Genomic DNA, 24,051 nt, shown 5'->3' with positions numbered 1-24,051 from the left:
TTACTGCGCCACCCAGCCGCCATCCATGTTCCAGATCGCGCCGCGCACCTGCCGGGCCGCGTCCGATGACAGGAACACGGCCAGCGCGCCCAGTTCGTCGGGCGTCACGAACTCGCCCGAGGGCTGCTTCTCCAGCACCAGCTCACGCTTGGCCTGCTCGACCGGGATGCCTTCCTTCTGCGCGCGGGCTTCGACCTGCTTCTGCACCAGCGGCGTCAGCACCCAGCCCGGGCAGATCGCGTTGGCGGTCACGCCGGTCTGCGCGGTTTCCAGCGCGGTCACCTTGGTCAAACCGACGATGCCGTGCTTGGCTGCCACGTAGGCCGATTTCTGTGCCGACGCCACCAGCCCGTGCGCCGAGGCCACGTTGATGATGCGGCCCCAGTTCTTCTGGCGCATGCCGGGCAGCGCAAGGCGGGTGGTGTGGAACGCGGAAGTCAGGTTGATGGCGATGATGGCGTCCCAGCGCTCGGTGGGAAAGTCCTCGATCGGGGCCACATGCTGGATGCCGGCATTGTTGACCAGGATGTCGGCGCCGCCGAAGTCGGCCTGCGCATAGCGCATCATGTCCTCGATCTCCGCCGACTTGCTCATGTCCGCGCCGTGGTAGCCGACCTTGATGCCCTGGCCGGCCTGCGCGATCTCGTTCTTTGCGGCGTCCACATCACCAAAGCCATTGACGATGATGCTGGCGCCCTGGGCCGCCAGCGCCTTTGCGATGCCGAGCCCGATACCGCTGGTCGAGCCAGTCACCAGAGCGGTCTTGCCTTTGAGCATGTAAGCCTCCGTCGAGAGAGAGATTCCACAGGAAGGAAAGGGCAGCCCCGGGGTGGCCGGGACCGCCTGGTCTGGCACCGCCACGCATCGACACGCATCGACACGCATCGACGTGTGGGCGCGTGCGGTGGCGCAGACAGTGTGCTGTGGCATTGTACCCGGTGCGGCGTACAATCCAGTTTTGCTCAACCACCGGCAGCGCCGCTTTTTCGCGGTCCCGGCCGGGTCCGTCAGGGAGTCCAGATGTCTGCCAGTCCGCGCCTCGGTTTTGTCCAGTGCATCAGTCCGGCGGGCCTGCACCGCATGGCCTACCACGAATGGGGAGATTCCGCGAATCCCCGCGTGCTGGTGTGCGCGCACGGGCTGACGCGTACCGGCCGCGACTTCGATGCGGTCGCCAGCGCGCTGTGCGGCGACTATCGCGTGGTATGCCCAGATGTGGTCGGGCGCGGCCGCTCGGAATGGCTGGCCAATCCGGACGGCTACATCGTGCCGCAGTACGTGTCCGACATGGTCACGCTGATTGCCCGGCTCAATGTCGAGCAGGTGGACTGGTTCGGCACCTCGATGGGCGGGCTGATCGGCATGGGGCTGGCAGGGCTGCCCAGGTCGCCGGTGCGCAAGCTGCTGCTGAACGACGTCGGCCCCAGGATCGCGCCGTCGGCAGTGGAGCGCATTGGTGCCTACCTGGGCCTGCCGGTGCGCTTCAAGACCTTCGAGGAAGGGCTGGCCTACCTGCAGACCATCAGCGCGTCGTTCGGGCGCCATACGCCGGAGCAGTGGCGCGAGCTCAACGCCGCCATCCTGAAGCCGGTGCAGGGCGGCGAGGGCCTGGAATGGGGCTTGCATTACGACCCGCAGCTGGCCATGCCCTTCCGCAAGTCCACGCCGGAAACGGTGGCGGCGGGCGAGGCCGCGCTGTGGCGCAGCTTCGAGGCCATCGAAGCCCCGGTGCTGGTGGTGCGCGGCGCGCAGTCCGACCTGCTGCTGCGCGAGACCGTTGCCGAGATGGTGGCGCGCGGCAAGCATGTGAGCTCGGTGGAAGTCCCTGAAGTGGGGCATGCGCCAACCTTTGTCGATCCGGCGCAGATCGCGATTGCCCGGCAGTTCTTTGTCGGGTGAGTTTGCGCATCGCGCGGCGGACCTGTCTTTTTATCGATCAACGCATTGTCATGAGTAACCTTGAACTGAAGCGCGCCCACGTGGGCAAGCGTTTGTCCGAATATGCGGTCTACAACGGCGTGGTCTACCTGGCCGGGCAGGTGCCCGAGGTCGACCCCAAGGCCGATATCCGCGGCCAGACGCGCGAGGTGCTCGGCCATATCGACCGCCTGCTGGCCGAGGCCGGCAGCGACAAGACCCGCATCCTGTCGTGCCAGATCTTCCTCACCAGTATCGACCTGATCGGCGAGATGAACGAGGTCTGGGACGCCTGGGTGCCCCAAGGCAACACGCCCCCGCGCGCCACGGTGGAAGCCCGCCTGGCCAATCCCGATTACCTGATCGAAGTGGTGGTGACCGCTGCGCTCAACTGATGCAGGCCTAGGGACATGGTGACGTCGACCGACCTGGCTGGCCGGGTCGTAGGCATTCCGGATGCTGAACTGGTGGGCCGTGCACTGGCCTACGTGCGCGAGCACGGCGCCGGCGTGGCGCTGCCTACGGGTGAGACCGTGCAATCGCACGCCGAGGGGATGCTGCGCATCCTCGATGGGCTGCGCGTGGACGATGCCGCGCGCGCGGCCGCCTGCCTGTTCGGGCTGGCCGCATTCGTGCCCGAGACCGAGGCCGAGATCGAGCCGTGCTTCGGCGAAGAAGTGGCGCGGCTGGTCAATGGCGTGCGGCAGCTGCTGCGCATCGGTGCCATCGCCGGCAATCGCCCTGAGGTGGAAGTGGCCGCGCCATCGAAGAACGAGGCGCAGGCGCGCCACGAGCAGGTCGAGGCGCTGCGCAAGATGCTGCTCGCGTTCGCGCAGGACATTCGCGTGGTGCTGGTGCGGCTGGCCTCGCGGCTGCAGACGCTGCGCTGGATGGCCGAGACCAAGCGCACGCCGACCCCGGGCGTGGCGCGCGAAACGCTCGACATCTACGCGCCGCTGGCCAACCGCTTGGGTATCTGGCAGATGAAGTGGGAGCTGGAAGACCTGGCGTTCCGCTTCGAGCAGCCCGACACCTACAAGCGCATCGCCAGGCTGCTGGACGAAAAGCGCATCGAGCGCGAAGGCTATATCGCCGGCGCCATCGCGCGGCTGCAGTCCGAGCTCACGGCCGCCGGCATCCGTGCCGAGGTGAGCGGCCGGCCCAAGCACATCTACAGCATCTGGAAGAAGATGCGCGGCAAGGAGCTGGATTTCGCCGACCTGTACGATGTGCGCGCCTTCCGTGTGATCGTTGACGATATCAAGGACTGCTATACGGTACTGGGTATCGTCCACCATATCTGGCAGCCGATCCCGCGCGAGTTCGACGACTACATCTCGCGGCCCAAGGCCAACGGCTACAAGTCGCTGCACACCGTGGTGATCGGCGATGACGGCCGCGCCTTCGAGGTGCAGATCCGCACGCACGAGATGCACCACTTCGCCGAATACGGCGTGGCGGCGCACTGGCGCTACAAGGAAGCGGGCAACAAGGGCTACGGTGGGCAGTTCTCCGCCAGCGAACGCTACGACGAGAAAATCGCCTGGCTGCGCCAGCTGCTGGCATGGAAGGACGATGCCGACCACAGCGTGGCCCACGACGAGTGGGAGCAGCTCAAGCACGCCGCGATCGACGACCACATCTACGTGCTGACGCCGCAGGCCCGCGTGGTGGCGCTGCCGCAGGGCGCGACGCCACTGGACTTTGCCTATTACCTGCACAGCGACCTCGGCCACCGCTGCCGGGGTGCACGCGTGGACGGCACCATGGTGCCGCTGAATACCACGCTGAAGAACGGCCAGACCGTCGAGATCATCGCGGTCAAGCAGGGCGGGCCGTCGCGCGACTGGCTCAACGCGGAGCTTGGCTACCTGGCCAGCAGCCGTGCGCGCGCCAAGGTGCGGGCGTGGTTCAACGCGCTCGATTCGCAGGAGACCATCGCGCAGGGGCGCGCGCTGATCGACAAGACCCTGCAGCGCGAGGGCAAGACTGCGGTCAAGCTGGAAGACCTGGCCGCGCGGCTGAACTTCAAGACGCCGGACGACCTGTTCGCCGCGGTGGCCAAGGACGAGTTCAGCCTGCGCCATGTCGAGCACGCGCTGCGCCACCCGGAAGGCGAAACCCAGGCACCGCTCAGCGAGGAAGACGCCGTCACCAAGAAGAGCCGCGCCACCAGCGTGGCGCGCGGTGCCAAGAGCGGCGTGCTGGTGGTGGGCGTGGATTCGCTGATGACGCAGATGTCGCGCTGCTGCAAGCCGGCGCCGCCGGACGATATCGTCGGCTTTGTCACGCGCGGACGCGGGGTGTCGATCCACCGGCGCAACTGCCATACCTTCCAGCAGCTCTCGGCGCGCGCGCCGGAGCGGGTGATCCAGACCGAGTGGGGCAAGAAAAGCCATGCCGCGGTCTACCCGGTCGACATCCATGTCGAAGCCATCGACCGGCAAGGGCTGCTGCGCGATATCTCGGAAGTGCTGTCGCGCGAGAAGATCAACGTCACCGGCGTGAAGACCTTGTCGAGCAAGGGCGTGGCGCGCATGCAGTTCACCGCCGAGGTGTCGGAGGCGACGCAACTGCAGCGCGCGCTGTCGCTGATCGAAGAGGTACAGGGGGTATTGCAGGCAAAAAGAAAGTGATGCTATACTTGCGTCTTCGCTAGGCTCGTAGCTCAGCTGGTTAGAGCACCACCTTGACATGGTGGGGGTCGTTGGTTCGAGTCCAATCGAGCCTACCAACGAATTGCAGTAAATCGTGCGCAGTGCATCGTGCACTAACAACGAAGTGCGGCAAGTCCGATTCAACCTGAAATGGAACGGAAAGGCATTATGTTCATGACACCGCGAACTACTACCGCTGGCAAGCGACAGTAGTCGAGGTGCGCCTTCCGACCCGGTTGAATCGGGTTTGACAAAGAGAAACGCGGCCTTGGCCGCGTTTTTTTTCGCCTGTCGCCTGCCAGCAGCCTGATAAGCTGCCGCTCTCGCGCGCTTTGGCGGCGTGGTGTGCAGCAAGAGAGCAATCGCCGGGCCGTGCAGCCGCGGACCGGTCCCCGCAAGATGCAGTTTGATCCGCCTGGCCGAGGCGCAGCGCGCCGCCGGCGGAATCCTGGAGAGTCCAAATGATCGCAATCACGCTGCCGGATGGGTCCCGCCGCGAGTTTCCGGGCCCGGTGACGGTTGCCGAAGTAGCGCAGAGCATCGGTTCCGGCCTGGCCAAGGCCGCGCTGGCCGGCAAGGTCGACGGCCAGCTGGTCGACACGAGCTACAAGATCGAAGACGATGCCCGGCTGGCCATCGTCACGGACAAGGATGCCGACGGCGTCGACATCATCCGCCACTCCACGGCGCACTTGCTGGCCTACGCCGTCAAGGAACTGTATCCGGAAGCGCAGGTAACGATCGGGCCGGTGATCGAGAACGGCTTCTACTACGACTTCGCCTACAAGCGTCCCTTCACGCCGGAAGACCTGGCCGCCATCGAGAAGAAGATGACGGAGCTCTCCCGCAAGGACGAGAAGGTCACGCGCGAAGTGTGGAACCGCGATGAGGCGGTGGCGCTGTTCGAGTCGATGGGCGAGAAGTACAAGGCCGAGATCATTGCCTCGATCCCGGCCGACCAGGAAATCGGCCTGTACCGCGAAGGCAAGTTCGTCGACCTGTGCCGCGGCCCGCACGTGCCGTCGACGGGCAAGCTCAAGGTCTTCAAGTTGATGAAGGTGGCCGGCGCCTACTGGCGCGGGGACTCCAACAACGAGATGCTGCAGCGCGTCTACGGTACGGCCTGGGCCAAAAAGGAAGACCAGGAAGCCTACCTGCACATGCTGGAAGAGGCCGAGAAGCGCGACCACCGCAAGCTGGGCAAGACGCTCGACCTGTTCCACCTGCAGGAAGAGGCGCCCGGCATGGTGTTCTGGCACCCGAAGGGGTGGCAGGTATGGCAGGCCGTCGAGCAATACATGCGCGGCCGCTTGGGCGACGCCGGCTATGACGAAGTGCGTACGCCGCAGGTGATGGACCGTTCGCTCTGGGAAAAGTCCGGCCACTGGCAGAACTACAAAGAGAACATGTTCGTCACGGAGTCGGAGAAGCACGACTACGCGATCAAGCCGATGAACTGCCCCGGCCACGTGCAGATCTTCAATCACGGCCTGCGCTCGTACCGCGACCTGCCGCTGCGCCTGGCTGAATTCGGTGCCTGTCACCGCAACGAGCCCTCGGGCGCGCTGCATGGCCTGATGCGCGTGCGCGGCTTTGTGCAGGACGATGCCCACATCTTCTGCACGGAAGAGCAGATCGTGGCCGAGGCCAAGGCGTTCAACGAACTGGCATTCTCGGTCTACGACGACTTCGGCTTCAAGAACGTTTCGGTGAAGCTGTCGCTGCGCCCCGAGCAGCGCGCCGGCTCCGACGAGGTCTGGGACCACGCCGAAGAAGGCCTGCGCCTGGCGCTGCGCGCCTGCGGCGTGGAATGGGAAGAGCTGCCGGGCGAGGGCGCTTTCTACGGCCCGAAGGTGGAATACCACATCAAGGACGCGATCGGCCGCTCCTGGCAATGCGGCACGCTGCAGCTTGACCTGGTGCTGCCGGAGCGCCTGGGTGCCGAATACGTCGCCGAGGACAACTCGCGCAAGCGCCCGGTCATGCTGCATCGCGCGATCCTGGGCTCTTTCGAGCGCTTCCTGGGCATCCTGCTGGAAAATCACGCCGGCGCGTTGCCCGCCTGGTTGGCCCCGGATCAGGTCGTGGTCATGAATATTGCGGATTCGCAGGCGGAATACGCCGAAAACGTCGTGCAATTGCTGCAAAAACAAGGGTTTAGGGCCAAGGCTGATTTGCGTAACGAGAAAATTACGTATAAAATCCGCGAGCATTCCCTTCAGAAGGTTCCTTACCTGCTAGTGGTAGGCGACAAGGAAAGGGATGCCAATCAAGTGGCCGTGCGTGCCCGTGGCAACGTGGATCTGGGTGTGATGCCCGTCTCCGCGTTTGTTGAGCGTCTGCAACACGACGTCGCCAGCAAAGCCTGATGGGTGGTGAGCACGGCTTGTTTTTTTGTCTTCTTGAGGTAACGCAACATCGCTACGGACAAAGGTCATCGCATCAACCGGGAAATCAGCGCGCCTGAGCTGCGCCTGGTAGGGGTTGATAACGAGCAGCTCGGCATCGTCAAGTTCATGGACGCTCTGCGGCTGGCTGAGGACAAGGACTTGGACCTGGTGGAGATCGCCCCGAACGCGACTCCGCCCGTCGCCCGGATCATGGATTACGGGAAGTTCAAGTACGAGGAAGCCAAGCGCGCCCACGAGGCCAAGCTGAAGCAGAAGATCATCCAGGTCAAGGAAGTCAAGTTCCGGCCGGGTACGGATGACGGCGACTACAACGTCAAGCTGCGCAACCTGAAGCGCTTCCTGGAAGATGGCGACAAGACCAAGATCACGCTGCGGTTCCGTGGTCGCGAGATGGCCCACCAGGAAATCGGCGCGCGCATGCTCGAACGCCTGAAGGCGGATCTGGAAGAGATCGGCCAGGTCGAGCAGATGCCGAAGATGGAAGGGCGCCAGATGGTGATGGTGCTCGCCCCCAAGAAGAAGAAGTAATTCTTGCGCGGTGCAGCGGCCGGGATGCCAACGCATCCCGGCGTTGCTTCGTGCGGAAGTCGCGCGTCGCCCGCAAGGGACGCACGCGCAACAACAAGTGGATGCGGGTCTTGCAAGAGTCGGCGTGAGCCGGCCACCTGCATGCATGTCATATGAGCTGGAGTTTTTCATGCCGAAGATGAAGACGAAGAAAAGCGCCTCCAAGCGCTTTACTGCCCGTCCGAACGGTTCGTTCAAGCGTGGCCAGGCCTTCAAGCGTCACATCCTGACCAAGAAGACCACCAAGAACAAGCGTCAACTGCGCGGTACCCAGGACGTCCATGAGACGAACCTGAAGTCGGTGCGCGCGATGATGCCTTACGCATAACCCCTGACGATAACGAAAGGAGAATTACATGCCTCGAGTAAAGCGTGGGGTCACTGCACGGGCCCGTCACAAGAAAGTCATCGACGCTGCCAAGGGTTACCGCGGCCGTCGCAATAATGTCTATCGCATCGCCAAGCAGGCGGTCATGCGTGCTGGCCAGTACGCGTACCGCGATCGCCGCAACAAGAAGCGCGTGTTCCGCGCCCTGTGGATTGCGCGTATCAATGCCGCGACGCGTGAGCATGGCATGACCTACAGCGTGTTCATGAACGGTCTGAAGAAGGCCTCGATTGAACTGGACCGCAAGGTGCTGTCGGACATGGCTATTCACGACAAGCCTGCCTTTGCCGCCATCGTCAACCAGGTGAAAGCCACCGTTGCCTGATGCCGGCTGCGGCAGCGCGTAAGCGCCGCCGGGCAAGCACCGACCGCAAGGTCGACCGCTGACCGCATGGTCCGCTGAAACGGGGCTCCTCACCGAGCCCCGTTTTTATTTGCGGTTCCGGATACCGTTTTGCGTTTGTTATCGAGACGGCATCCGGAAACGCATACCGCACGTAGTGCCAACCCGCGTCGGGCCGGCTTTGTCTTTCGACATTGCACCGCCGACGTCAGAACACTCCACGACCGCCGCCATGTCCCAGGATCTGGACCAAATCGTCGCTGACGCCCAGGCCGCTTTCGCCGCCGCCAATGACAACGCCACGCTGGAAAACGAGAAGGCCCGCTTCCTGGGCAAGACCGGCGCGCTGACCGAGCTGCTCAAGGGCCTCGGCAAGCTCGACCCGGAGACCCGCAAGAGCGAGGGCGCGCGCATCAACCAGGTCAAGCAACAGGTGGAAGCCGCGCTGCAGGCGCGACGCCAGGCGCTGGCCGATGCCCTGATGAACGCGCGCCTGGCCGCCGAAGCCATCGACGTCACGCTGCCGGGCCGCGCGGTTGCCCGCGGCAGCCTGCATCCGGTGATGCGTACCTGGGAGCGCGTCGAGCAGATCTTCGGTTCGATCGGCTTCGACGTGGCCGACGGCCCCGAAATCGAAACCGACTGGATGAACTTCACCGCGCTGAACAACCCGGACAACCATCCGGCGCGTTCGATGCAGGATACGTTCTACGTGGATGGCCGCGACAGCGACGACAAGCTCCTGCTGCTGCGCACGCACACCAGCCCGATGCAGGTGCGCTACGCGAAGATGCACGTGGAGAAGTACGCGGGCAAGGCGATGCCGCCGATCAAGGTGATCTGCCCGGGCCGTACCTATCGCGTCGACAGCGACGCCACCCACTCGCCGATGTTCAACCAGGTCGAAGGCCTGTGGATCGGCGAGGACGTCAGCTTTGCCGACCTGAAGGGCGTGTACACCGATTTCCTGCGCAAGTTCTTCGAGCGCGATGACATCCAGGTGCGCTTCCGTCCGTCGTACTTCCCGTTCACCGAGCCGTCGGCGGAAATCGACATGGCCTTCGGCAATGGGAAATGGCTGGAAATTTCCGGTTCGGGCCAGGTGCACCCGAACGTGCTGCGCAACATGGGCCTCGATCCCGAGCGCTATATCGGTTTCGCGTTCGGCTCCGGCCTCGAGCGCCTGACCATGCTGCGCTATGGCATCAATGACCTGCGCCTCTTCTTCGAGGGCGACGTGCGCTTCCTGCGCCAGTTCGCTTGACGCGGGGCTGATTCAGCCGCCGCAACACTCGTCACCGACTACACAGAATACTTACCGGATCAGAAGCGCCATGCAATTCTCGGAATCCTGGCTTCGCACCTTCGCCAACCCTGAAAAGATCTCCACCGACGCGCTGTCGCACAGCCTGACCATGGCCGGGCTGGAAGTGGAAGAGGTGGGCCCGGTCGCGCCGCCGTTCGACAAAGTGGTGGTCGCGCACGTGCTGTCGACCGAGCGCCATCCCAACGCCGACCGCCTCAACGTGTGCCAGGTCGATGCCGGCACCGGCGAGACCCTGCAGATCGTCTGCGGCGCGCCTAACGTCAAGCCCGGCATCAAGGTGCCGTGCGCACTGGTCGGCGCGGTGCTGCCGCCGGCGGAGGACGGCGGCCAGCCGTTCGAGATCAAGGTCGGCAAGCTGCGTGGCGTGGATAGCTACGGCATGCTGTGCTCGGCGCGCGAACTGAAGCTGTCGGAAGAGCACGGCGGCCTGATGGTGCTGCCGGAAGATGCGCCGGTCGGCCAGAACATCCGCGAGTACCTGGACCTGGATGACCAGGTCTTCGTCATCAAGCTGACGCCGAACAAGGCGGATTGCCTGTCGATCCACGGCGTTGCGCGCGAAGTCTCGGCCCTGACCGGTGCCGCGCTGAACCTGCCCGACATGAAGCCGGTGCCGGTGACGATCCAGGACAAGCTACCGGTCAAGGTGTCGGCGCCCGACCTGTGCGGCCGCTTCTCCGGCCGCATCATCCGCGGCGTCAATGCGCGTGCCGTCACGCCGCTGTGGATGGTGCAGCGCCTGGAGCGCTCGGGCCAGCGCAGCGTGTCCGCGCTGGTCGATATCTCGAACTACGTGATGCTGGAGCTGGGCCGTCCGTCGCACGTGTTCGACCTGCACAAGATCCACGGCGGCCTGGACGTGCGCTGGGGCCGCAAGGGCGAGCAGATCAAGCTGCTGAACGGCAATACCATCGAGGTCGACGAGCAGGTTGGCGTGATTGCCGACGACAAGGAAATCGAAAGCCTGGCCGGCATCATGGGCGGCGACAGCACTGCCGTCACGCTCGACACCACCGACATCTATCTTGAAGCCGCATTCTGGTGGCCGGCCGCGATCCAGGGCCGCAGCCGCCGCTACAACTTCTCGACCGACGCGGGGCACCGTTTCGAGCGCGGCGTGGACTACGCCACCACCGTCGAGCATATCGAGCGCATCACTGCGCTGATCCTCGAGATCTGCGGCGGCCAGGCCGGTCCGGTGGACGACCACGTGGTCAACCTGCCGGTGCGCAAGCCGGTCAGCCTGCGCGTGGCGCGCGCCGAGCGCGTGCTCGGCATCGAGCTGTCGCCGGCTGCCATCGCCGACGTGTTCCAGCGTCTGCAGCTGCCGTTCGCGCGCGCGCAAGGCGCCGAAGGCGAAGTGTTCGAAGTCACGCCGCCGAGCTACCGCTTCGACATCGAGATCGAGGAGGACCTGATCGAGGAAGTCGCGCGCATCTACGGCTTCGAGCGCATCCCGGCGCGCCCGCCGGTCGCCGAAAGCGAAATGCGCCCGACCAACGAAGCACGCCGCTCGACACACGTGGTGCGCCACGCGCTGGCTGCGCGCGACTACCAGGAAGTCATCAACTTCGCCTTCGTCGAAGAGAAGTGGGAACGCGACTTCGCCGCCAACGACAAGCCGATCCGCCTGCTGAACCCGATCGCCAGCCAGCTGGCCGTGATGCGTTCGTCGCTGGTCGGTGGCCTGGTCGACAAGGTGCGCTACAACCTGAACCGCAAGGCCGCGCGCGTGCGCATGTTCGAGGTGGGCCGCGTGTTCCATCGCGACGAGAACGTGAAGGACGGCGGCCTGACGGTGGCCGGCTACCACCAGCCGATGATGGCCGCGGGCATCGCCTACGGCCCGGCGTTTGAGGAGCAATGGGGCATCGCCACGCGCAACGTCGACTTCTTCGACGTCAAGGGCGATGTCGAGGCGCTGTTCCATCCGCGCGTGCCGCGCTTCGAGCCGGTGTCGCACCCGGCGCTGCATCCTGGTCGCGCCGCGCGCGTGCTGGTCGACGGCAAGCCTGTTGGCTTGGTCGGTGAACTGCATCCGCGCTGGCTGCAGGAGTATGAACTGCAGCACGCGCCGGTGCTGTTCGAACTGCAGCTCGACGCGCTGCGCGAGACCGGCCTGCCCACGTACACCGAAATCTCCAAGTTCCCGGCCGCAGTGCGCGACCTTGCCGTGGTGGTGAAGCAATCGGTACGCGTGCAGGACATGCTCGACACCATGCGCGCGGCGCTGGAAAAACAGGGCTACGGCCGCTTCTGCCAGAGCCTGGTGCTGTTCGACGAGTTCCGTCCCAAGGCCGCTTCGGCCGCCATCGGCGCGGACGAGAAAAGCCTTGCGTTCCGGGTGACCTTGCAAGATACTGGGTCGACCCTCCAGGACGAAACCGTCGACAGCGCAGTGCGCTCCATGGTCGACGCGCTGACAGAGGCCTTCCAGGCCCGGCTGCGCGGCTAGACCGACGCCACTAGCGACGGCTTACGATAAACAAGGGCGCCCGGGCCTGGCCCCGGGCGGATCGCCAGACAGACACTAGAGCGATCGACATGATTGATCGAGACGCGAATTCCATGACCGCTGCAGCACTGGGTGACATGAGCGACCGGCAGGCTTCCACCCTTGACGACGCGACGCCGGATACCCGCGCGCCCGAAGTTCCCACGCTGACCAAGGCCGAGCTTGCCGAGATGCTGTTCGACCAGGTCGGCCTGAACAAGCGCGAATCCAAGGACATGGTCGAAGCCTTCTTCGACGTCATCCGCGAAGCGCTGGAGCAGGGCGACAGCGTCAAGCTGTCCGGCTTCGGCAACTTCCAGCTGCGCGACAAGCCGCAGCGGCCCGGCCGAAATCCCAAGACCGGTGAAGTGATTCCGATCACCGCGCGCCGGGTCGTGACGTTCCACGCCAGCCAGAAGCTCAAGGGCCTGGTGGAAGAACGCGCGGACATTGCCGGCTGACGCTTCATCACGTCACGGCTTCCACCCGAAAGGCGGATTGCTTCCGCAGGCCTGCATCGGTATCCTTCTGGGCGCGCAAAACCTGCGCGCCAACCTCATGGCCGGCATGGCCTGACGCTCGTCTACACACTGCATGTCGGACAAATCCAGCGAACGCATCGCGTTGCCGCCGATCCCGGCCAAGCGCTACTTCACCATCGGTGAGGTGAGCGAGCTTTGCGCCGTCAAGCCGCATGTCCTGCGCTACTGGGAGCAGGAGTTCACGCAGCTCAAGCCGGTCAAGCGCCGCGGCAACCGCCGCTACTACCAGCACCATGAAGTGCTGCTGATCCGGCGCATCCGCGAGTTGCTGTACGAGCAGGGCTTCACCATCAACGGCGCGCGCAACCGGCTCGACGAAGGCCGTCATCACGCCGCCGCTGTGTCGGAAGCCGCCGACGAACGACGCGAGGAAAGTCCGGCGGCGCTGTCGATTGATGTGGCCGGCCTGCGCGATGAACTGGTCGAGGTGCAGCACCTGCTCGCGCAGCTGCGCGAGATCGCGAAGCAGGGATAATTTGTGCGACGGAAGCTAGTCATACGCGAAATGCTTCTGATATAATCTCCTTCTTTCGGGGCGTAGCGCAGCCTGGTAGCGTACCTGCATGGGGTGCAGGTGGTCGGAGGTTCAAATCCTCTCGCCCCGACCAGACAAGAAACCCGCTTGGTGAATGCCAAGCGGGTTTTTTCTTTCCCGGAGCCGGCCTCCAGCCGTAACGCTTTGATACAGCCTGCCCGACCGGCTGTTGCTAAGCTCGGTCGTCTCTTGCGCACTGTCTCCCCATGGTCCGAACGCTCCTCACCGCCGTCCTCATCCTCTCCTGCGTGTTTGCTTCACGCGTGTCCCATGCCGGCGCCGAGCTCAAGGAAAAATTCCGCAGCGGCCCCTGCAAGATCGAGCGCGAGGTCAAGCGGGATGGCGAATACAAGGAAGAGCGCAAATGCAAGGGCGGTCCGCGCGGCTATGAGCACAAGGAAAAGTACCGCGACGGTCCGTGCCTGATCGAGCGTAAATGGGACGAGGATGGAGAGTATGAAGAGAAGGTTGAGTGCAAGCGTTCATGAGCGCGACCTTCGCCGCAAGCGTTCCGCATTGCGCCTTCGAGAATGCTCTGGCTGCGGCCATGGCATGATCGGAACATCGCGTACTGTTTAGTCCTGTTTTGTTGTTGCCCGTTGGTCAGAGCGTGCCAGGACCGATGCTGACACCATCCCGCGTCAGATCCAGCAGCGGCAGGTGGCCATAAGCGCGCAGCCGGCGGATATCCTCGCGCGCCGAGGCCGGCAGGCCGGGGCGGCATGACAGCGCGCGGGAACTGATCTGGAAGCTGCCGCAGCGGGGACAGGTGTACAGGTAGCCGCGCGGTGCGGCACGCAGGCGCTCGGCGGCGGCGCCGCAAACGGGGCAGTTGGCGGGTTCGGGTGACATGGGAAGTACAGGGGGAATACTGTATGAATATACAGTATAGCGCTGCTGCGCGGACTGTCGGCGGAAAAAGGCGGTGGATATCAGGATTCTCTGCTGATGGGGGTGCGCAGTGGCGGCGTAGACTGGCGCAGCAGTCCTGACCGGCCCGCCCGCACCCCGCCGCGGCGGGCTGTTTTTTTGCCGCGCCCGCCGCTATCGCGAGAGTCGGTGCAGCAGGGCGTCATGGCCGCTCGCCAGGCCAGCAAGCGCGGCCGCATCGGCCAGTTCGAACTCGCTGAACTGGAAGGCCGGAGCCACGGTACAACCGACCAGCGCAAAGTCGACGCCGTCTGCCAGGTCCACGCGTTCCGCGGCAAACCACCGGCCGGCGGGCACCATCGCCTGGAAGGACGCGCCGGCGTGGCGCAACGGATCGCCGAGACGCTGCGTGACGAGACGGCCGTCGGCGATGCTGTGCACATCTAGCGGCGAGCCGGCGTGGAAGTGCCACAACTCGTCGGAACGGATCCGGTGCCACGCGGAATAGTCGTTGCCGCACAGCATGTAGTAGATTGCGGTGCTGGCTTCGCGTGTACGCTGGTCGGCGCACAAGACGCGTTCTTCGCTGCGGTAGGTTTCGCGGTAGAAGCCGCCTTCCGGGTGCGATTTCAGTTCAAGCGTGCGGATCAGTTCGTTGGCGGCAAGGCTGCGGTCTGGCATGTGGTTGTTTGGCGTGGCCTGGCGCAGGCGGAAGCCATAGCTTAAAGCAGGGCGAAGCGTGCCTGCGCGGGGCCGACCAGCGCGGGGCGGCTGACCGGGTAGCGATGGCGCGTGCCGTGCGCTTCGAACGAGAGGAAATCGGGCGTCCAGCGCAGCGACCGGAGCAGGTCGGGCTCGATGCCGTGGACGATGAGGGCGCCGGCATCAATGCTGACGCCGCCGCAGGGCAGGCGCAGGGATTCGGCACCGTCGCCGAAGTGGAAGCCTCAAGCAGGATGGAATCGGACTGGTACAGGGGCATAAACAGGGGATATGGCAAGGACCATGCGGCAGCGCAGCCAAAGCAGGACGCCTGCCGGATAACTGTATAAATATACAGTATAGTCGCCGCGCGCGGGCGGGTCACGCTCCAGATTCTTGTTTGATGCGCGGCGTGCCCCGCTAATGGCCTCTTTCCGGATTGGTATAACCTTGAAAGCAATACGGGTGCACGCTGCCTGCTGCTTTGCGCAGGTGACAGGATGGCTGGCAGGAGGCCGCTGACAGGGGATGCCGATGGCGCGGTGTGAAAGCAAGGCGTGCTGGTTTGGCCTGGGCGTGGCGCTTGGCGCGGCGCTGGGCAGTGCCTGCGCGGCGTTGCTGTGGGCAAGTCCGGCGCGAGGCAGGCCGGATCCGCGTACGGACGCACCCGTGGTGCCATCCGATGCCAGCGCCGACCGTGCGCTGACGGATGACGCGACCGACGTGGTCGAGTATCGCGGCTTTGTCATCCACGTGTTCTGCCACGCGTTGGGGCCGGGTCGTTTCAAGGCGTTGTGCGATATTTGGGAGTCTGGCGCCGTCGTGCTGGAAGGCGGCGCGCCGCCGGCCACGCATGCCACGCCGGAGGATGCCCGCGCCGCGGCGATTTCGTGGGCGCGGCAGTGGGTGCAACGCAATGGTTGAGTGGGCTATCGAGCCTTGATTATCAATTTTCAGGAGAGTTCATGTTTGTTTGTGGGAACCAGGCTTGCGGCGCCCGCTGGGAGCCGGACGAGGTGCAGATCCGCAACGAAGGGCAGGGGCCGGTATTTCGCTGCCCGCAATGCGGTGCCCGCAACCATGTCGAGGCCCGCACCGCGCGCGACGGCACCACGGTCTATCGGCAGGTAGCCGCGAAGCCGGCAGCGCGCTAGCCCGCTAGCCGTCCCGGCGCCGCAAGCCTGTGCAGCACCCCACGCCTGTGGGGTCAAATTCACATGGCTGCCGACTTAAGCTCGTTCGGGCAAAACCGTTAAACACAAAATGGACTTTGCCGACTTCCCTCAACACTCCGCTTCCAATGCTGAACGCATGGGCTGGGCAAACGCTTCCCCGGAAGTCATCGCCAGGGTATTGAATTCGGCGCTGGCGGCGCAGGACCTGTCCGGGTTTGCCGCGCTGCTGTCGGATATCGCGCGCGACCGCGGCCTCAAGGGGCAGCGCGCCGCGCACCAGTCGATCTACGACATGCCTTATGCCAGCCTGCTGCCTCGGCAGAAGCACCTTTTATCAGATGCGTTCGAGCTGCTGGTGCTGCTCGGGCTGGAGCTGCGCGCCCGCCGGGACGACGACGGGCTCGACTCGCACATCAAAGAAGACAGCGACGACGATGCCGCGCACGCTGCGGGCGCGGACGAGTAAGCACGCCGCCTCTGCGGCGCCTTGCCGGCGCAACGGCTGGCGCGCTAGCCGCGCTCCAGCATCCCGATCTCGCGCACCGCGACCGACAGCATCGACAGCCCCGCCGCACCCGATGCGCGCTGGTCGGCCAGCATGCGCGTAAACCGCTCCAGCGCGCCATGGCGGCTGGCACGCCAGGCATCGATCATCGCCTCCGGCGATTGCAGTTCCCCCTGCTGCGACAGCACGCTGACAGTCAGCGCGCGCTTGAGCCGGCCCAGGTCTTCCAGCGTGGTGGTGCGCGCCAGCAGGTCCCAGTGCGTGTCCGAAGGCAGCGCCTGCGCACGCTCGCGCAGCCAGCTGAAGCTCAGGTGGCTGTCCAGCGCGAAATACACCCCGGCAACCAGATCGAGGCTGCGCTCGCACGCGTTGGCCACTTCGGCGATATCCAGCGCGGCCGCTGAAATCTCGCTGCCGGCAACGCGCAAGGCGAGCGCCTCGTCGACACCGGCATCGGAGAAGGTCCTGGCATGTTCCGCCAGCGCTGCGGCATCGGCCTTTGGCAGCAACTGCGGCAACTGCGGCACCAGCCACTGCGCCGCCTGCGTAAAGTGCGCCAGTTCGGCGCCGGCCTGGCCGCCGCTGCGCAGATAGCGGATAAACCACAGGCAGGCCCGCTCCAGCAGTACCGCCACCTCGCCGAACATGCGCGCCTGCTCGGCATCGGGCACGCGGTTGTCCAGCGCATCGATTTCCTGCCACAGCGCGGTCAGCCCGAACACGTCGCGTGCAATCAGGCAGGCGCGCACGATGTCGGCCGGGCGCGCGTCGGTTTCTTCCATGATCCGATGCACGAAGGTTGCGCCGATGCGGTTGACCAGCATGTTGGTCAGGTGCGTCGACAGGATCTCGCGGCGCAGCGGGTGGCGATGCATGGTTTCGCCGTGACGCTGGCGCAGCGGCACCGGGAAGTAATCGGCCAGCAGGCCGCCGACCAGCGGGTCTTCGGGCACGTCGGAATCCAGCAGCGCGTCGTACAGCCACATCTTGCTGTACGCCAGCAGCACCGCGCGCTCGGGCGACGTGAGACCTTCGCCGGCCAGCTTGCGCTCGGCGATATCTTCGTCGGAAGGCAGGAATTCCAGCGCCCGGTTCAGCCGCCCGGCGCGCTCCAGCCAGCGCACCAGCCGCGCCTCGCCATCGAGCAGCGCCGTGGCGTGGCGCCCGGCCACCGACAGCGCCTGGGTCTGGTAGTAGTTGTCCTGCAGCACCAGCAGGCCGACCTCGTCGGTCATCTCGGCCAGCAGCTTGTTGCGCTGCTTCTCGGTCATCTCGCCATCGGCCATCACCAGGCCAAGCAGGATCTTGATATTGACCTCATGGTCGGAGCAGTCCACGCCGGCCGAGTTGTCGATGGCATCGGTGTTGATGCGGCCGCCCTTGCGCGCGAATTCGATGCGGCCCAGCTGGGTAAAGCCCAGGTTGCCGCCTTCGCCGACCACCTTGCAGCGCAGTTCGTTGCCGTTGACGCGCACCGCGTCGTTGGTGCGGTCTCCGGCCTGCAGGTGCGTTTCCTGGCTCGACTTGACGTAGGTGCCGATGCCGCCGTTGTAAAGCAGGTCGACCGGCGCCATCAAAATGGCGTGGATCAGCTCGGCCGGCGACAGCGCGCTGGCCGTGATGCCGAGCACCGCCTGCACCTGCGGCGTCAGTGCGATGGTCTTGGCCGTGCGCGGGAAGATGCCGCCGCCGGCGGAGATCAGCGTGGCATCGTAGTCGGCCCAGCTCGAGCGCGGCAGATTGAACAGCCGCGTGCGTTCCTCCAGCGTGCGCGCGGGATCCGGGGCGGGGTCGAGGAAGATGTGACGGTGGTCGAAGGCGGCCACCAGCTTGATATGCGGCGACAGCAGCATGCCGTTGCCGAAGACATCGCCCGACATGTCGCCGACGCCGGCCACGGTGAAGTCCGTGGTCTGGATATCGACGCCCATCTCGCGGAAATGCCGCTTGACCGACTCCCACGCGCCGCGCGCGGTGATGCCCATCTTCTTGTGGTCGTAACCGACCGAGCCACCGGAGGCGAAGGCATCGTCGAGCCAGAAGCCATACTCGGCGGAAATCGCGTTGGCGAAGTCAGAGAACGTCGCGGTGCCCTTGTCGGCCGCGACCACGAGGTAGGGATCGTTGTCGTCATGGCGCACCACGTCGGGTGGCGGCACCAGCTGGCCGCCGACAAGGTTGTCGGTCAGGTCCAGCAGCCCGCGCAGGAAGGTCTGATAGCAGGCGATCCCTTCCTGCAGGAACGCATCGCGGTCGGTTGGCGGGGGCGGGCGCTTGACCACGAAGCCGCCCTTGGAACCCACCGGCACGATCACCGTGTTCTTGACCATCTGCGCCTTCATCAGCCCCAGCACCTCGGTGCGGAAGTCTTCGCGGCGGTCGGACCAGCGCAGCCCGCCGCGCGCGACGCGGCCGCCGCGCAGGTGCACGCCCTCGACGCGCGGCGAGTAGACCCATATCTCGAACATCGGCCGCGGCTCGGGCAGCCCGGGCACCAGCGCCGGGTTGAACTTGAACGACACATAGGGACGCGGCTGGCCGTCCTCGCCGCGGTGGAAATAGTTGGTGCGCACCGTGGCCTGGATCACGCCCAGAAAGAGCCGCAGGATGCGGTCCTCGTCGAGGTTGGGCACCTTGTCGAGCGCGGCTTCGATATCGGCCAGCAGCTTGTCGCAGCGTGCCTGGCGCGCGGTGTCGGCGGCCACCTGGCTGACGGTGTCGAAGCGCGCGATGAACAGCGCCACCAGCATCGCCGCGATGCCCGCATTGCCGGTCAGCGCGCGCTCGATATAGGCATCGCTGAAGGTCGAGCCGACCTGGCGCAAATAGCGCGCGTAGGCGCGCAGGATGGTGACGTCGCGTGCGGCCAGCTCGGCGCGCAGCACCAGCCGGTTGAGGTCGTCGTTCTCGATTTCGCCATGCCAGGCGCGCGCAAAGGCGTCTTCGAACAGCGCCTTGACGCGCGCAATATCGAAATCCGCCGCGCCGCCGCTGTCGGCGATCTCCAGCCCGAAGTCATGGACCCACACCGGCGCGGCGCTGTCCGGCTCGATCAGATATGGGCGCTCTTCGTCCACGCGCACGCCCAGGTGTTCGAGCATGGGCAGGCTGTGCGACAGTGCGATCGGCTCGCCGGCACGGTAGACCTTGAAACGGAACGCACCCGGCGCGGCCTCGATCGGCCGGTACAGGTTCATGGCCATGCCGCGCGCGCTGTGGTGGGCGCGCAGCGCGTGCTCCATCAGCTCGATGTCGCGCACGGCGGTCCGGGCGGGGTAGTCTTCGCGGTAGCCCGCGGGGAACGAGGCGCCATAGCGCTGCAGCAGCCGGTTGCCCTGTTCTTCGCCGTGGCTCTCGTGCAGCGCTTCGGCAAGGTCGTCCTGCCAGCGGCGGCTGGCATGGACAATGCGCTGCTCCAGCTCCGCGGTATCGACATGCGGCATCGTGCCTGGCTCGCCGCGCACGGTCAGCTGGATGCGCGCCAGCGGCGATTCCGACAGCAGCGGCGTGAATTCGCAACTGGTGCCGTGGAAGGCCGCGGTCAGCAGCTTCTGGATCTTCTGGCGCAGGTCGGTGTTGTACTTGTCGCGCGGCACGAACACCAGGCACGAGACAAAGCGGTCGAAACGGTCGCGCCGCACGAACAGCCGTGTGCGCTGGTGCTCCTGCAGCCGCAGGATGCCGGTGGTGATGTCGAACAGTTCATCCTCGCTCGCCTGGAACAGCTCGTCGCGCGGGTATTGCTCGAGGATGGTGACCAGCGACTTGTACAGATGGCCCTTGGTGAGGAAGCCGGCGCGCGCCAGGATATTGGCGCACTTGCGCCGCACCAGCGGGATCTCGGCGATCGGCGCCGTGTAGGCGGTCGAGGTGTACAGGCCCACGAAGCGGCGCTCGCCGAACAGCTGGCCCTGCGCATCCAGCAGCTTGACACCGACATAGTCGAGATAGCCCGGCCGGTGCACGCTGGCGCGCGAGTTGGCCTTGGTGACGAAGATCGGCGCGGGCCCCTCGATGATGGCGGTGGCCGCGGCGGGCAGCGGCGTCAGGTCCTGCGCGTCCGGCTCGCGCAGGCTCTCGCGGAGGATACCCGCGCCCGAGCCCGGCACGCCGCGCAGGAAATAGCGCCCTTCCTGTGCCACCAGCTGGTAGTCGCGCTGGCCGAGGAAGGTGAAATGGTCGTCCATCATCCATTCCAGGAAGGCGCGGGCCTCGGTGCTGTCGGGCGAGGCGGCATGAGGCGCCTGCGCCATCGCGGCGATGGTGGCCTGGGTGACGTCGCACATCGCCGGCCAGTCTTCCACCGCGGCGCGCACGTCGCCCAGTACGCGCGCGATGCCGCTGCGCAGCGCGTCCAGCCGGGCGGCCTCGCCGCTGCGGTCGACCTCGAAGTGGATGAAGGATTCCAGGCGCGAATCGTCGCCGGGTTCGCTGGCGCCGCCCAGGGCGATGCGCTCGATTCCGCCGGCGGCGCTACGCCAGACGCGGAACACCGGGTGGATCGCCGAATGCAAAGCCAACCCTTGCCGGTTGATCTCCATGGTCACGGAGTCGACCAGGAAGGGCATGTCGTCGTTGACGATCTCGACCACGGTATGGTCGGAGTGCCAGCCATGCTCTTCCAGGGTGGGGTTGTAGATGCGAATGCGCGCGCTGCCTGGGACGAACTTCTGCGCGGTCTGCCAGTGCGCCATCACGGCGCCATACAGGTCCTCGACCTCGCGGTGCAGCAGGTCGTCGGTGTCGGCCTGGTCGTAATAGTGCCGCAGGAAGGGCTCGGCGACGCCGAATGTCGCCGCCGGCAGCCGCTCCCGCGCAAACGCAAGCAGTTCGTCCAGCAGGTGCGCGACTTTGTCTTCGTTCTCCTGCGGCATGATCCCTCCTCGCGGTATCGATGGACGACGCGGCCAGTGCGGCCCGCGCGGCAATTTCGCCGCCGGTCCGGCATGTGCCGGGGCATGCTCATACTTTAGGAAAAATCAACGCACCCGGCGGGACAAAGTCGCGAAGAAAGCGAGGGATCCGTACAGTGCGGCCGGTCCGCCTGCAAGGGAGGCGGCCACCGGCCTGGGCGCGCGCGTCAGAAGCGCGCGCTGGCGAGGGTAGGACAAGAGGCCGGGCGATGCGCAACCGGGAGCAGTCCCGTGCAGGGGACGACGGACGCCGCCATGCCGGCCTGGGCCGCGGCCCCGCCGGCAGTCGCCGGCTTGTCCTGGCGCGCGGCTTCGCCGCCCACGCGGATCTGGCGCGTGGTGTGGTCGTTCAGCCGGATCTTCATCCGTTCCAGCAGGCTGCCCAGCGCCACGCGTTCCTGCGGGCTGAACGGTGCTACCGACACGCTGTGCAGCGCGCTGAGCGCCTGCGAGGCGCGTTCCAGGCGGCTCGCGGCGGTGTCGGAGATGCGGGGCATGCGGGGCGAATTGGCCTCGGCGTACTCGATCCAGCCGTCGCGGCGCAGTTCATGCAGCAGCAGTTCAGACTGCGGAACATCGATCGGCATGGCGCCCGGCAATGGCGCGCCGCGTACGAAGTCGCCGCGCCTGATCGCGCGCAGCAAAAGCCATTTGGCGTAATTCAGGCCAGAGGCGGAGAGGGTCTGCTCCAGGGCGTCCTGCCAGGCGGTGACGGCGTCGACCAGTGCAAGGACGACCGGCTCGTTGGGTTCGAGAGGTCTGGGCTGCATGAATGGCGTCTCCTGATTTTTAAATTTGCCGCCACTACGATGCTGCGAGTACCCGCCACGCTTGTGCAACGGGTTGATGGGCCGAGCATGGCCGGCCCGGGCGGCACGGTTGCCGGACCTCTCTGGGATCCGTTCAGCCGATAGGGCGAGACACTACCAGAAACTTTTGCCATTTTTGTGACATTGCGGGTATGCCCTGAGACGCTGGCTGAACTTAGTGTTGCGGGCGCCCCATCGATCAGCCGGTGTTATGAAAAATCCGACTGGGATGCATGACTTTAAATCCCAGCCGGAATGGAGGCGGCTGGCTACACTGCCAGCCGGAGACCCCGCAAGCCAGCCTGCCGGCAAGCAAAGGCACGGGGCGAGCGGCACGGGCAAGGGCCTGCGCCGCCAGACCGGAGATCACGATGTACAAGGAACGCATTCGCCTGGCCAGGCTGCATGACAAGGTAGTCTCGGCCGACGAAGCCGCCGCGCTGATCCGCGACGGCATGACCGTGGGCATGAGCGGTTTCACCCGCGCGGGCGACTGCAAGGAAGTCCCGTTCGCACTGGCGCGGCGCGCGGCGACGGAGCCGCTGCGCATCACCCTGATGACGGGCGCCTCGCTCGGCAACGACATCGACCGTGTCCTGTCCGAGGCCGACGTGATCGCGCGCCGCCTGCCGTTCCAGTCCGATGGCACGCTGCGCCGCAAGATCAACGCCGGCGAAGTCATGTTCATCGACCAGCACCTGTCCGAAACCGTCGAGCAGCTGCGTTCCGGCCAGATCGCGCCGGTCGACGTGGCGGTGGTCGAGGCCGTGGCCATCACCGAGCAGGGTGGCATCATCCCCAGCACCTCGGTGGGCAATTCGGCAAGCTTTGCCATGCTGGCGCGCAAGGTGATCGTCGAGATCAACATGAACATGCCGCTGGAGCTGGAAGGGCTGCATGACATCTATTTCCCGGTCCAGCGCCCGTACCGCCAGCCGATCCCGCTGATCGCTCCGGAACAGCGCATCGGCCTGCCGTACATCCCGATCGATCCTGAAAAGATTGCCGCCATCGTCATCACCGCCAAGGACGACAGCCCCTCCAATGCGCTGCCGCCCGACGACGAAACCCGCGGCATCGCCGGCCACCTCAATGACTTCCTGCTGCGCGAAGTGCGCGCCGGCAAGCTGTCGCCATCGCTTCAGCCGCTGCAGGCCGGCATCGGCACGATTGCCAACGCCGTGCTGCACGGGCTGGTCGACTCGCCGTTCCGCGACCTGAAGATGTATTCCGAGGTGCTGCAGGACAGCACCATCGAATTGCTCGATGCGGGCCGGCTATCGTTTGCCTCGGCCTCGTCGGTGACGCTGACGCGCGAGGTCTACCAGCGCTTCCTGTCGAACCTGGACCGCTACCGTTCGCGGCTGCTGCTGCGCCCGCAGGAGATCAGCAACCATCCCGAGATCCTGCGCCGGCTGGGTCTGATCACCATCAACACCGCGCTGGAGTGCGACATCTACGGCAATGTCAATTCCACGCACGTAGGCGGCACCCACATGATGAACGGCATCGGCGGCTCCGGCGACTTTGCGCGCAATGCGCACCTGTCGGTGTTCGTAACCAAGTCGGTGGCCAAGGGGGGCGATGTCTCGAGCATCGTGCCGATGGTGGCGCATGTGGACCACACCGAGCACGACGTCGACATCATCGTCACCGAGCACGGCCTGGCTGACCTGCGCGGCCTGGCGCCGCGCGAGCGCGCCCGCACCATCATCGCCAATTGCGCCGGTCCGCAATACCGCGAGTTGCTGGGCGATTATTTCCGCCGCGCAAGCGCCCACGGCGGCCAGACGCCCCACCTGCTGGAGGAGGCGTTGTCCTGGCATGTCGGCTTCCGCGATCGCGGCACGATGCGGCCCGCACAACCGGCGCAGGCGCTGGCTGCCTGACGGCGAC

22 protein-coding genes and 2 tRNA genes are annotated in these 24,051 nt (G+C 65.6%); 19 read left to right on the top strand and 5 right to left on the bottom strand.

Going from position 1 to position 24,051, the window contains the following annotated elements; translation table 11 throughout:
* Window positions 1–777, bottom strand: coding sequence for a 3-hydroxybutyrate dehydrogenase (locus tag J8I34_RS16445; RefSeq protein ID WP_029047734.1), 777 nt, complete (start codon window positions 775–777; stop codon window positions 1–3).
* Between the two features lie 243 nt (window positions 778–1,020).
* Between J8I34_RS16445 and phaZc the strand changes: the two genes are divergently transcribed.
* The 14 genes from phaZc (at window position 1,021) to J8I34_RS16375 (ending at window position 13,669) form a co-directional block, all read left to right on the top strand.
* On the top strand, window positions 1,021–1,899 hold the full coding sequence (gene phaZc / locus J8I34_RS16440; RefSeq protein WP_209806455.1) for a 3-hydroxybutyrate-oligomer hydrolase PhaZc: 879 nt from the start codon (window positions 1,021–1,023) through the stop codon (window positions 1,897–1,899).
* 50 nt (window positions 1,900–1,949) lie between these two features.
* Window positions 1,950–2,312 carry a RidA family protein gene (locus J8I34_RS16435; protein WP_029047732.1) on the top strand — a complete coding sequence of 121 codons (363 nt, stop codon included), beginning with the start codon at window positions 1,950–1,952 and terminating at the stop codon, window positions 2,310–2,312.
* 15 nt (window positions 2,313–2,327) lie between these two features.
* Entirely contained in the window at window positions 2,328–4,553 is a 2,226-nt protein-coding gene (locus J8I34_RS16430; RefSeq protein ID WP_029047731.1) for a RelA/SpoT family protein, read from the top strand.
* Window positions 4,554–4,574: 21 nt separating this feature from the next.
* Window positions 4,575–4,651, top strand: a tRNA-Val gene (locus tag J8I34_RS16425).
* A 384-nt stretch (window positions 4,652–5,035) separates the two neighbouring features.
* The gene (gene thrS, locus J8I34_RS16420) at window positions 5,036–6,943 is read left to right on the top strand and encodes a threonine--tRNA ligase (RefSeq protein WP_029047730.1); all 1,908 of its coding nucleotides are present in this window, start codon (window positions 5,036–5,038) and stop codon (window positions 6,941–6,943) included.
* Between the two features lie 48 nt (window positions 6,944–6,991).
* Window positions 6,992–7,513 (top strand): translation initiation factor IF-3, encoded by a 522-nt coding sequence (gene infC, locus J8I34_RS16415; RefSeq protein ID WP_081479471.1) that lies wholly within the window; start codon window positions 6,992–6,994, stop codon window positions 7,511–7,513.
* A gap of 169 nt (window positions 7,514–7,682) precedes the next feature.
* Complete coding sequence (rpmI, locus tag J8I34_RS16410) at window positions 7,683–7,880, top strand: 50S ribosomal protein L35 (protein WP_006575466.1); 198 nt, start codon at window positions 7,683–7,685, stop codon at window positions 7,878–7,880.
* A gap of 28 nt (window positions 7,881–7,908) precedes the next feature.
* Complete coding sequence (gene rplT / locus J8I34_RS16405; protein ID WP_008650487.1) at window positions 7,909–8,265, top strand: 50S ribosomal protein L20; 357 nt, start codon at window positions 7,909–7,911, stop codon at window positions 8,263–8,265.
* 250 nt (window positions 8,266–8,515) lie between these two features.
* Window positions 8,516–9,547 (top strand): phenylalanine--tRNA ligase subunit alpha, encoded by a 1,032-nt coding sequence (gene pheS / locus J8I34_RS16400; RefSeq protein ID WP_029047729.1) that lies wholly within the window; start codon window positions 8,516–8,518, stop codon window positions 9,545–9,547.
* Between the two features lie 70 nt (window positions 9,548–9,617).
* Window positions 9,618–12,065, top strand: coding sequence for a phenylalanine--tRNA ligase subunit beta (gene pheT / locus J8I34_RS16395; RefSeq protein WP_209806454.1), 2,448 nt, complete (start codon window positions 9,618–9,620; stop codon window positions 12,063–12,065).
* 89 nt (window positions 12,066–12,154) lie between these two features.
* Window positions 12,155–12,565, top strand: a complete 411-nt coding sequence (locus J8I34_RS16390) for an integration host factor subunit alpha (RefSeq protein ID WP_029047727.1) — start codon at window positions 12,155–12,157, stop codon at window positions 12,563–12,565.
* A 133-nt stretch (window positions 12,566–12,698) separates the two neighbouring features.
* Window positions 12,699–13,121 carry a MerR family transcriptional regulator gene (locus J8I34_RS16385; protein WP_029047726.1) on the top strand — a complete coding sequence of 141 codons (423 nt, stop codon included), beginning with the start codon at window positions 12,699–12,701 and terminating at the stop codon, window positions 13,119–13,121.
* A gap of 56 nt (window positions 13,122–13,177) precedes the next feature.
* Window positions 13,178–13,254 (top strand) — tRNA-Pro (locus J8I34_RS16380).
* 133 nt (window positions 13,255–13,387) lie between these two features.
* Window positions 13,388–13,669, top strand: a complete 282-nt coding sequence (locus tag J8I34_RS16375) for a hypothetical protein (protein WP_245175963.1) — start codon at window positions 13,388–13,390, stop codon at window positions 13,667–13,669.
* Window positions 13,670–13,784: 115 nt separating this feature from the next.
* Here the strand turns inward: J8I34_RS16375 and J8I34_RS16370 are convergent, their stop codons facing one another.
* Both J8I34_RS16370 and J8I34_RS16365 read right to left on the bottom strand, forming a co-directional pair.
* Window positions 13,785–14,033, bottom strand: a complete 249-nt coding sequence (locus J8I34_RS16370) for a hypothetical protein (RefSeq protein ID WP_029047725.1) — start codon at window positions 14,031–14,033, stop codon at window positions 13,785–13,787.
* Window positions 14,034–14,225: 192 nt separating this feature from the next.
* The gene (locus J8I34_RS16365) at window positions 14,226–14,732 is read right to left on the bottom strand and encodes a cupin domain-containing protein (RefSeq protein ID WP_029047724.1); all 507 of its coding nucleotides are present in this window, start codon (window positions 14,730–14,732) and stop codon (window positions 14,226–14,228) included.
* Window positions 14,733–14,848: 116 nt separating this feature from the next.
* Between J8I34_RS16365 and J8I34_RS16360 the strand changes: the two genes are divergently transcribed.
* The 4 genes from J8I34_RS16360 to J8I34_RS16345 all read left to right on the top strand — a co-directional run bounded on the left by J8I34_RS16360 (window position 14,849) and on the right by J8I34_RS16345 (window position 16,394).
* The gene (locus tag J8I34_RS16360; RefSeq protein ID WP_209806453.1) at window positions 14,849–15,103 is read left to right on the top strand and encodes a hypothetical protein; all 255 of its coding nucleotides are present in this window, start codon (window positions 14,849–14,851) and stop codon (window positions 15,101–15,103) included.
* Between the two features lie 184 nt (window positions 15,104–15,287).
* Window positions 15,288–15,677 carry a DUF6566 family protein gene (locus J8I34_RS16355; RefSeq protein WP_029047722.1) on the top strand — a complete coding sequence of 130 codons (390 nt, stop codon included), beginning with the start codon at window positions 15,288–15,290 and terminating at the stop codon, window positions 15,675–15,677.
* 41 nt (window positions 15,678–15,718) lie between these two features.
* Window positions 15,719–15,907 (top strand): hypothetical protein, encoded by a 189-nt coding sequence (locus J8I34_RS16350; protein WP_029047721.1) that lies wholly within the window; start codon window positions 15,719–15,721, stop codon window positions 15,905–15,907.
* Between the two features lie 109 nt (window positions 15,908–16,016).
* The gene (locus J8I34_RS16345; RefSeq protein WP_245175962.1) at window positions 16,017–16,394 is read left to right on the top strand and encodes a hypothetical protein; all 378 of its coding nucleotides are present in this window, start codon (window positions 16,017–16,019) and stop codon (window positions 16,392–16,394) included.
* Window positions 16,395–16,438: 44 nt separating this feature from the next.
* Here the strand turns inward: J8I34_RS16345 and J8I34_RS16340 are convergent, their stop codons facing one another.
* Both J8I34_RS16340 and J8I34_RS16335 read right to left on the bottom strand, forming a co-directional pair.
* On the bottom strand, window positions 16,439–21,307 hold the full coding sequence (locus J8I34_RS16340) for an NAD-glutamate dehydrogenase (RefSeq protein WP_209806452.1): 4,869 nt from the start codon (window positions 21,305–21,307) through the stop codon (window positions 16,439–16,441).
* Window positions 21,308–21,513: 206 nt separating this feature from the next.
* Window positions 21,514–22,116, bottom strand: a complete 603-nt coding sequence (locus J8I34_RS16335) for a winged helix DNA-binding protein (RefSeq protein WP_029047718.1) — start codon at window positions 22,114–22,116, stop codon at window positions 21,514–21,516.
* 410 nt (window positions 22,117–22,526) lie between these two features.
* On the opposite strand from J8I34_RS16335, the gene scpC reads away from it, so the two are divergent.
* A complete protein-coding gene (scpC, locus tag J8I34_RS16330) occupies window positions 22,527–24,044 on the top strand; it encodes a succinyl-CoA:acetate CoA-transferase ScpC (RefSeq protein WP_209806451.1) in 1,518 nt (505 codons plus the stop codon).
* Window positions 24,045–24,051: the final 7 nt, after the last annotated feature.

The organism is Cupriavidus phytohabitans, from assembly GCF_017815025.1.
GTDB lineage: Bacteria > Pseudomonadota > Gammaproteobacteria > Burkholderiales > Burkholderiaceae > Cupriavidus.
The sequence above is the reverse complement of the archived record's forward strand: the minus strand, read 5'-3'. Positions and strand labels throughout refer to the sequence as shown.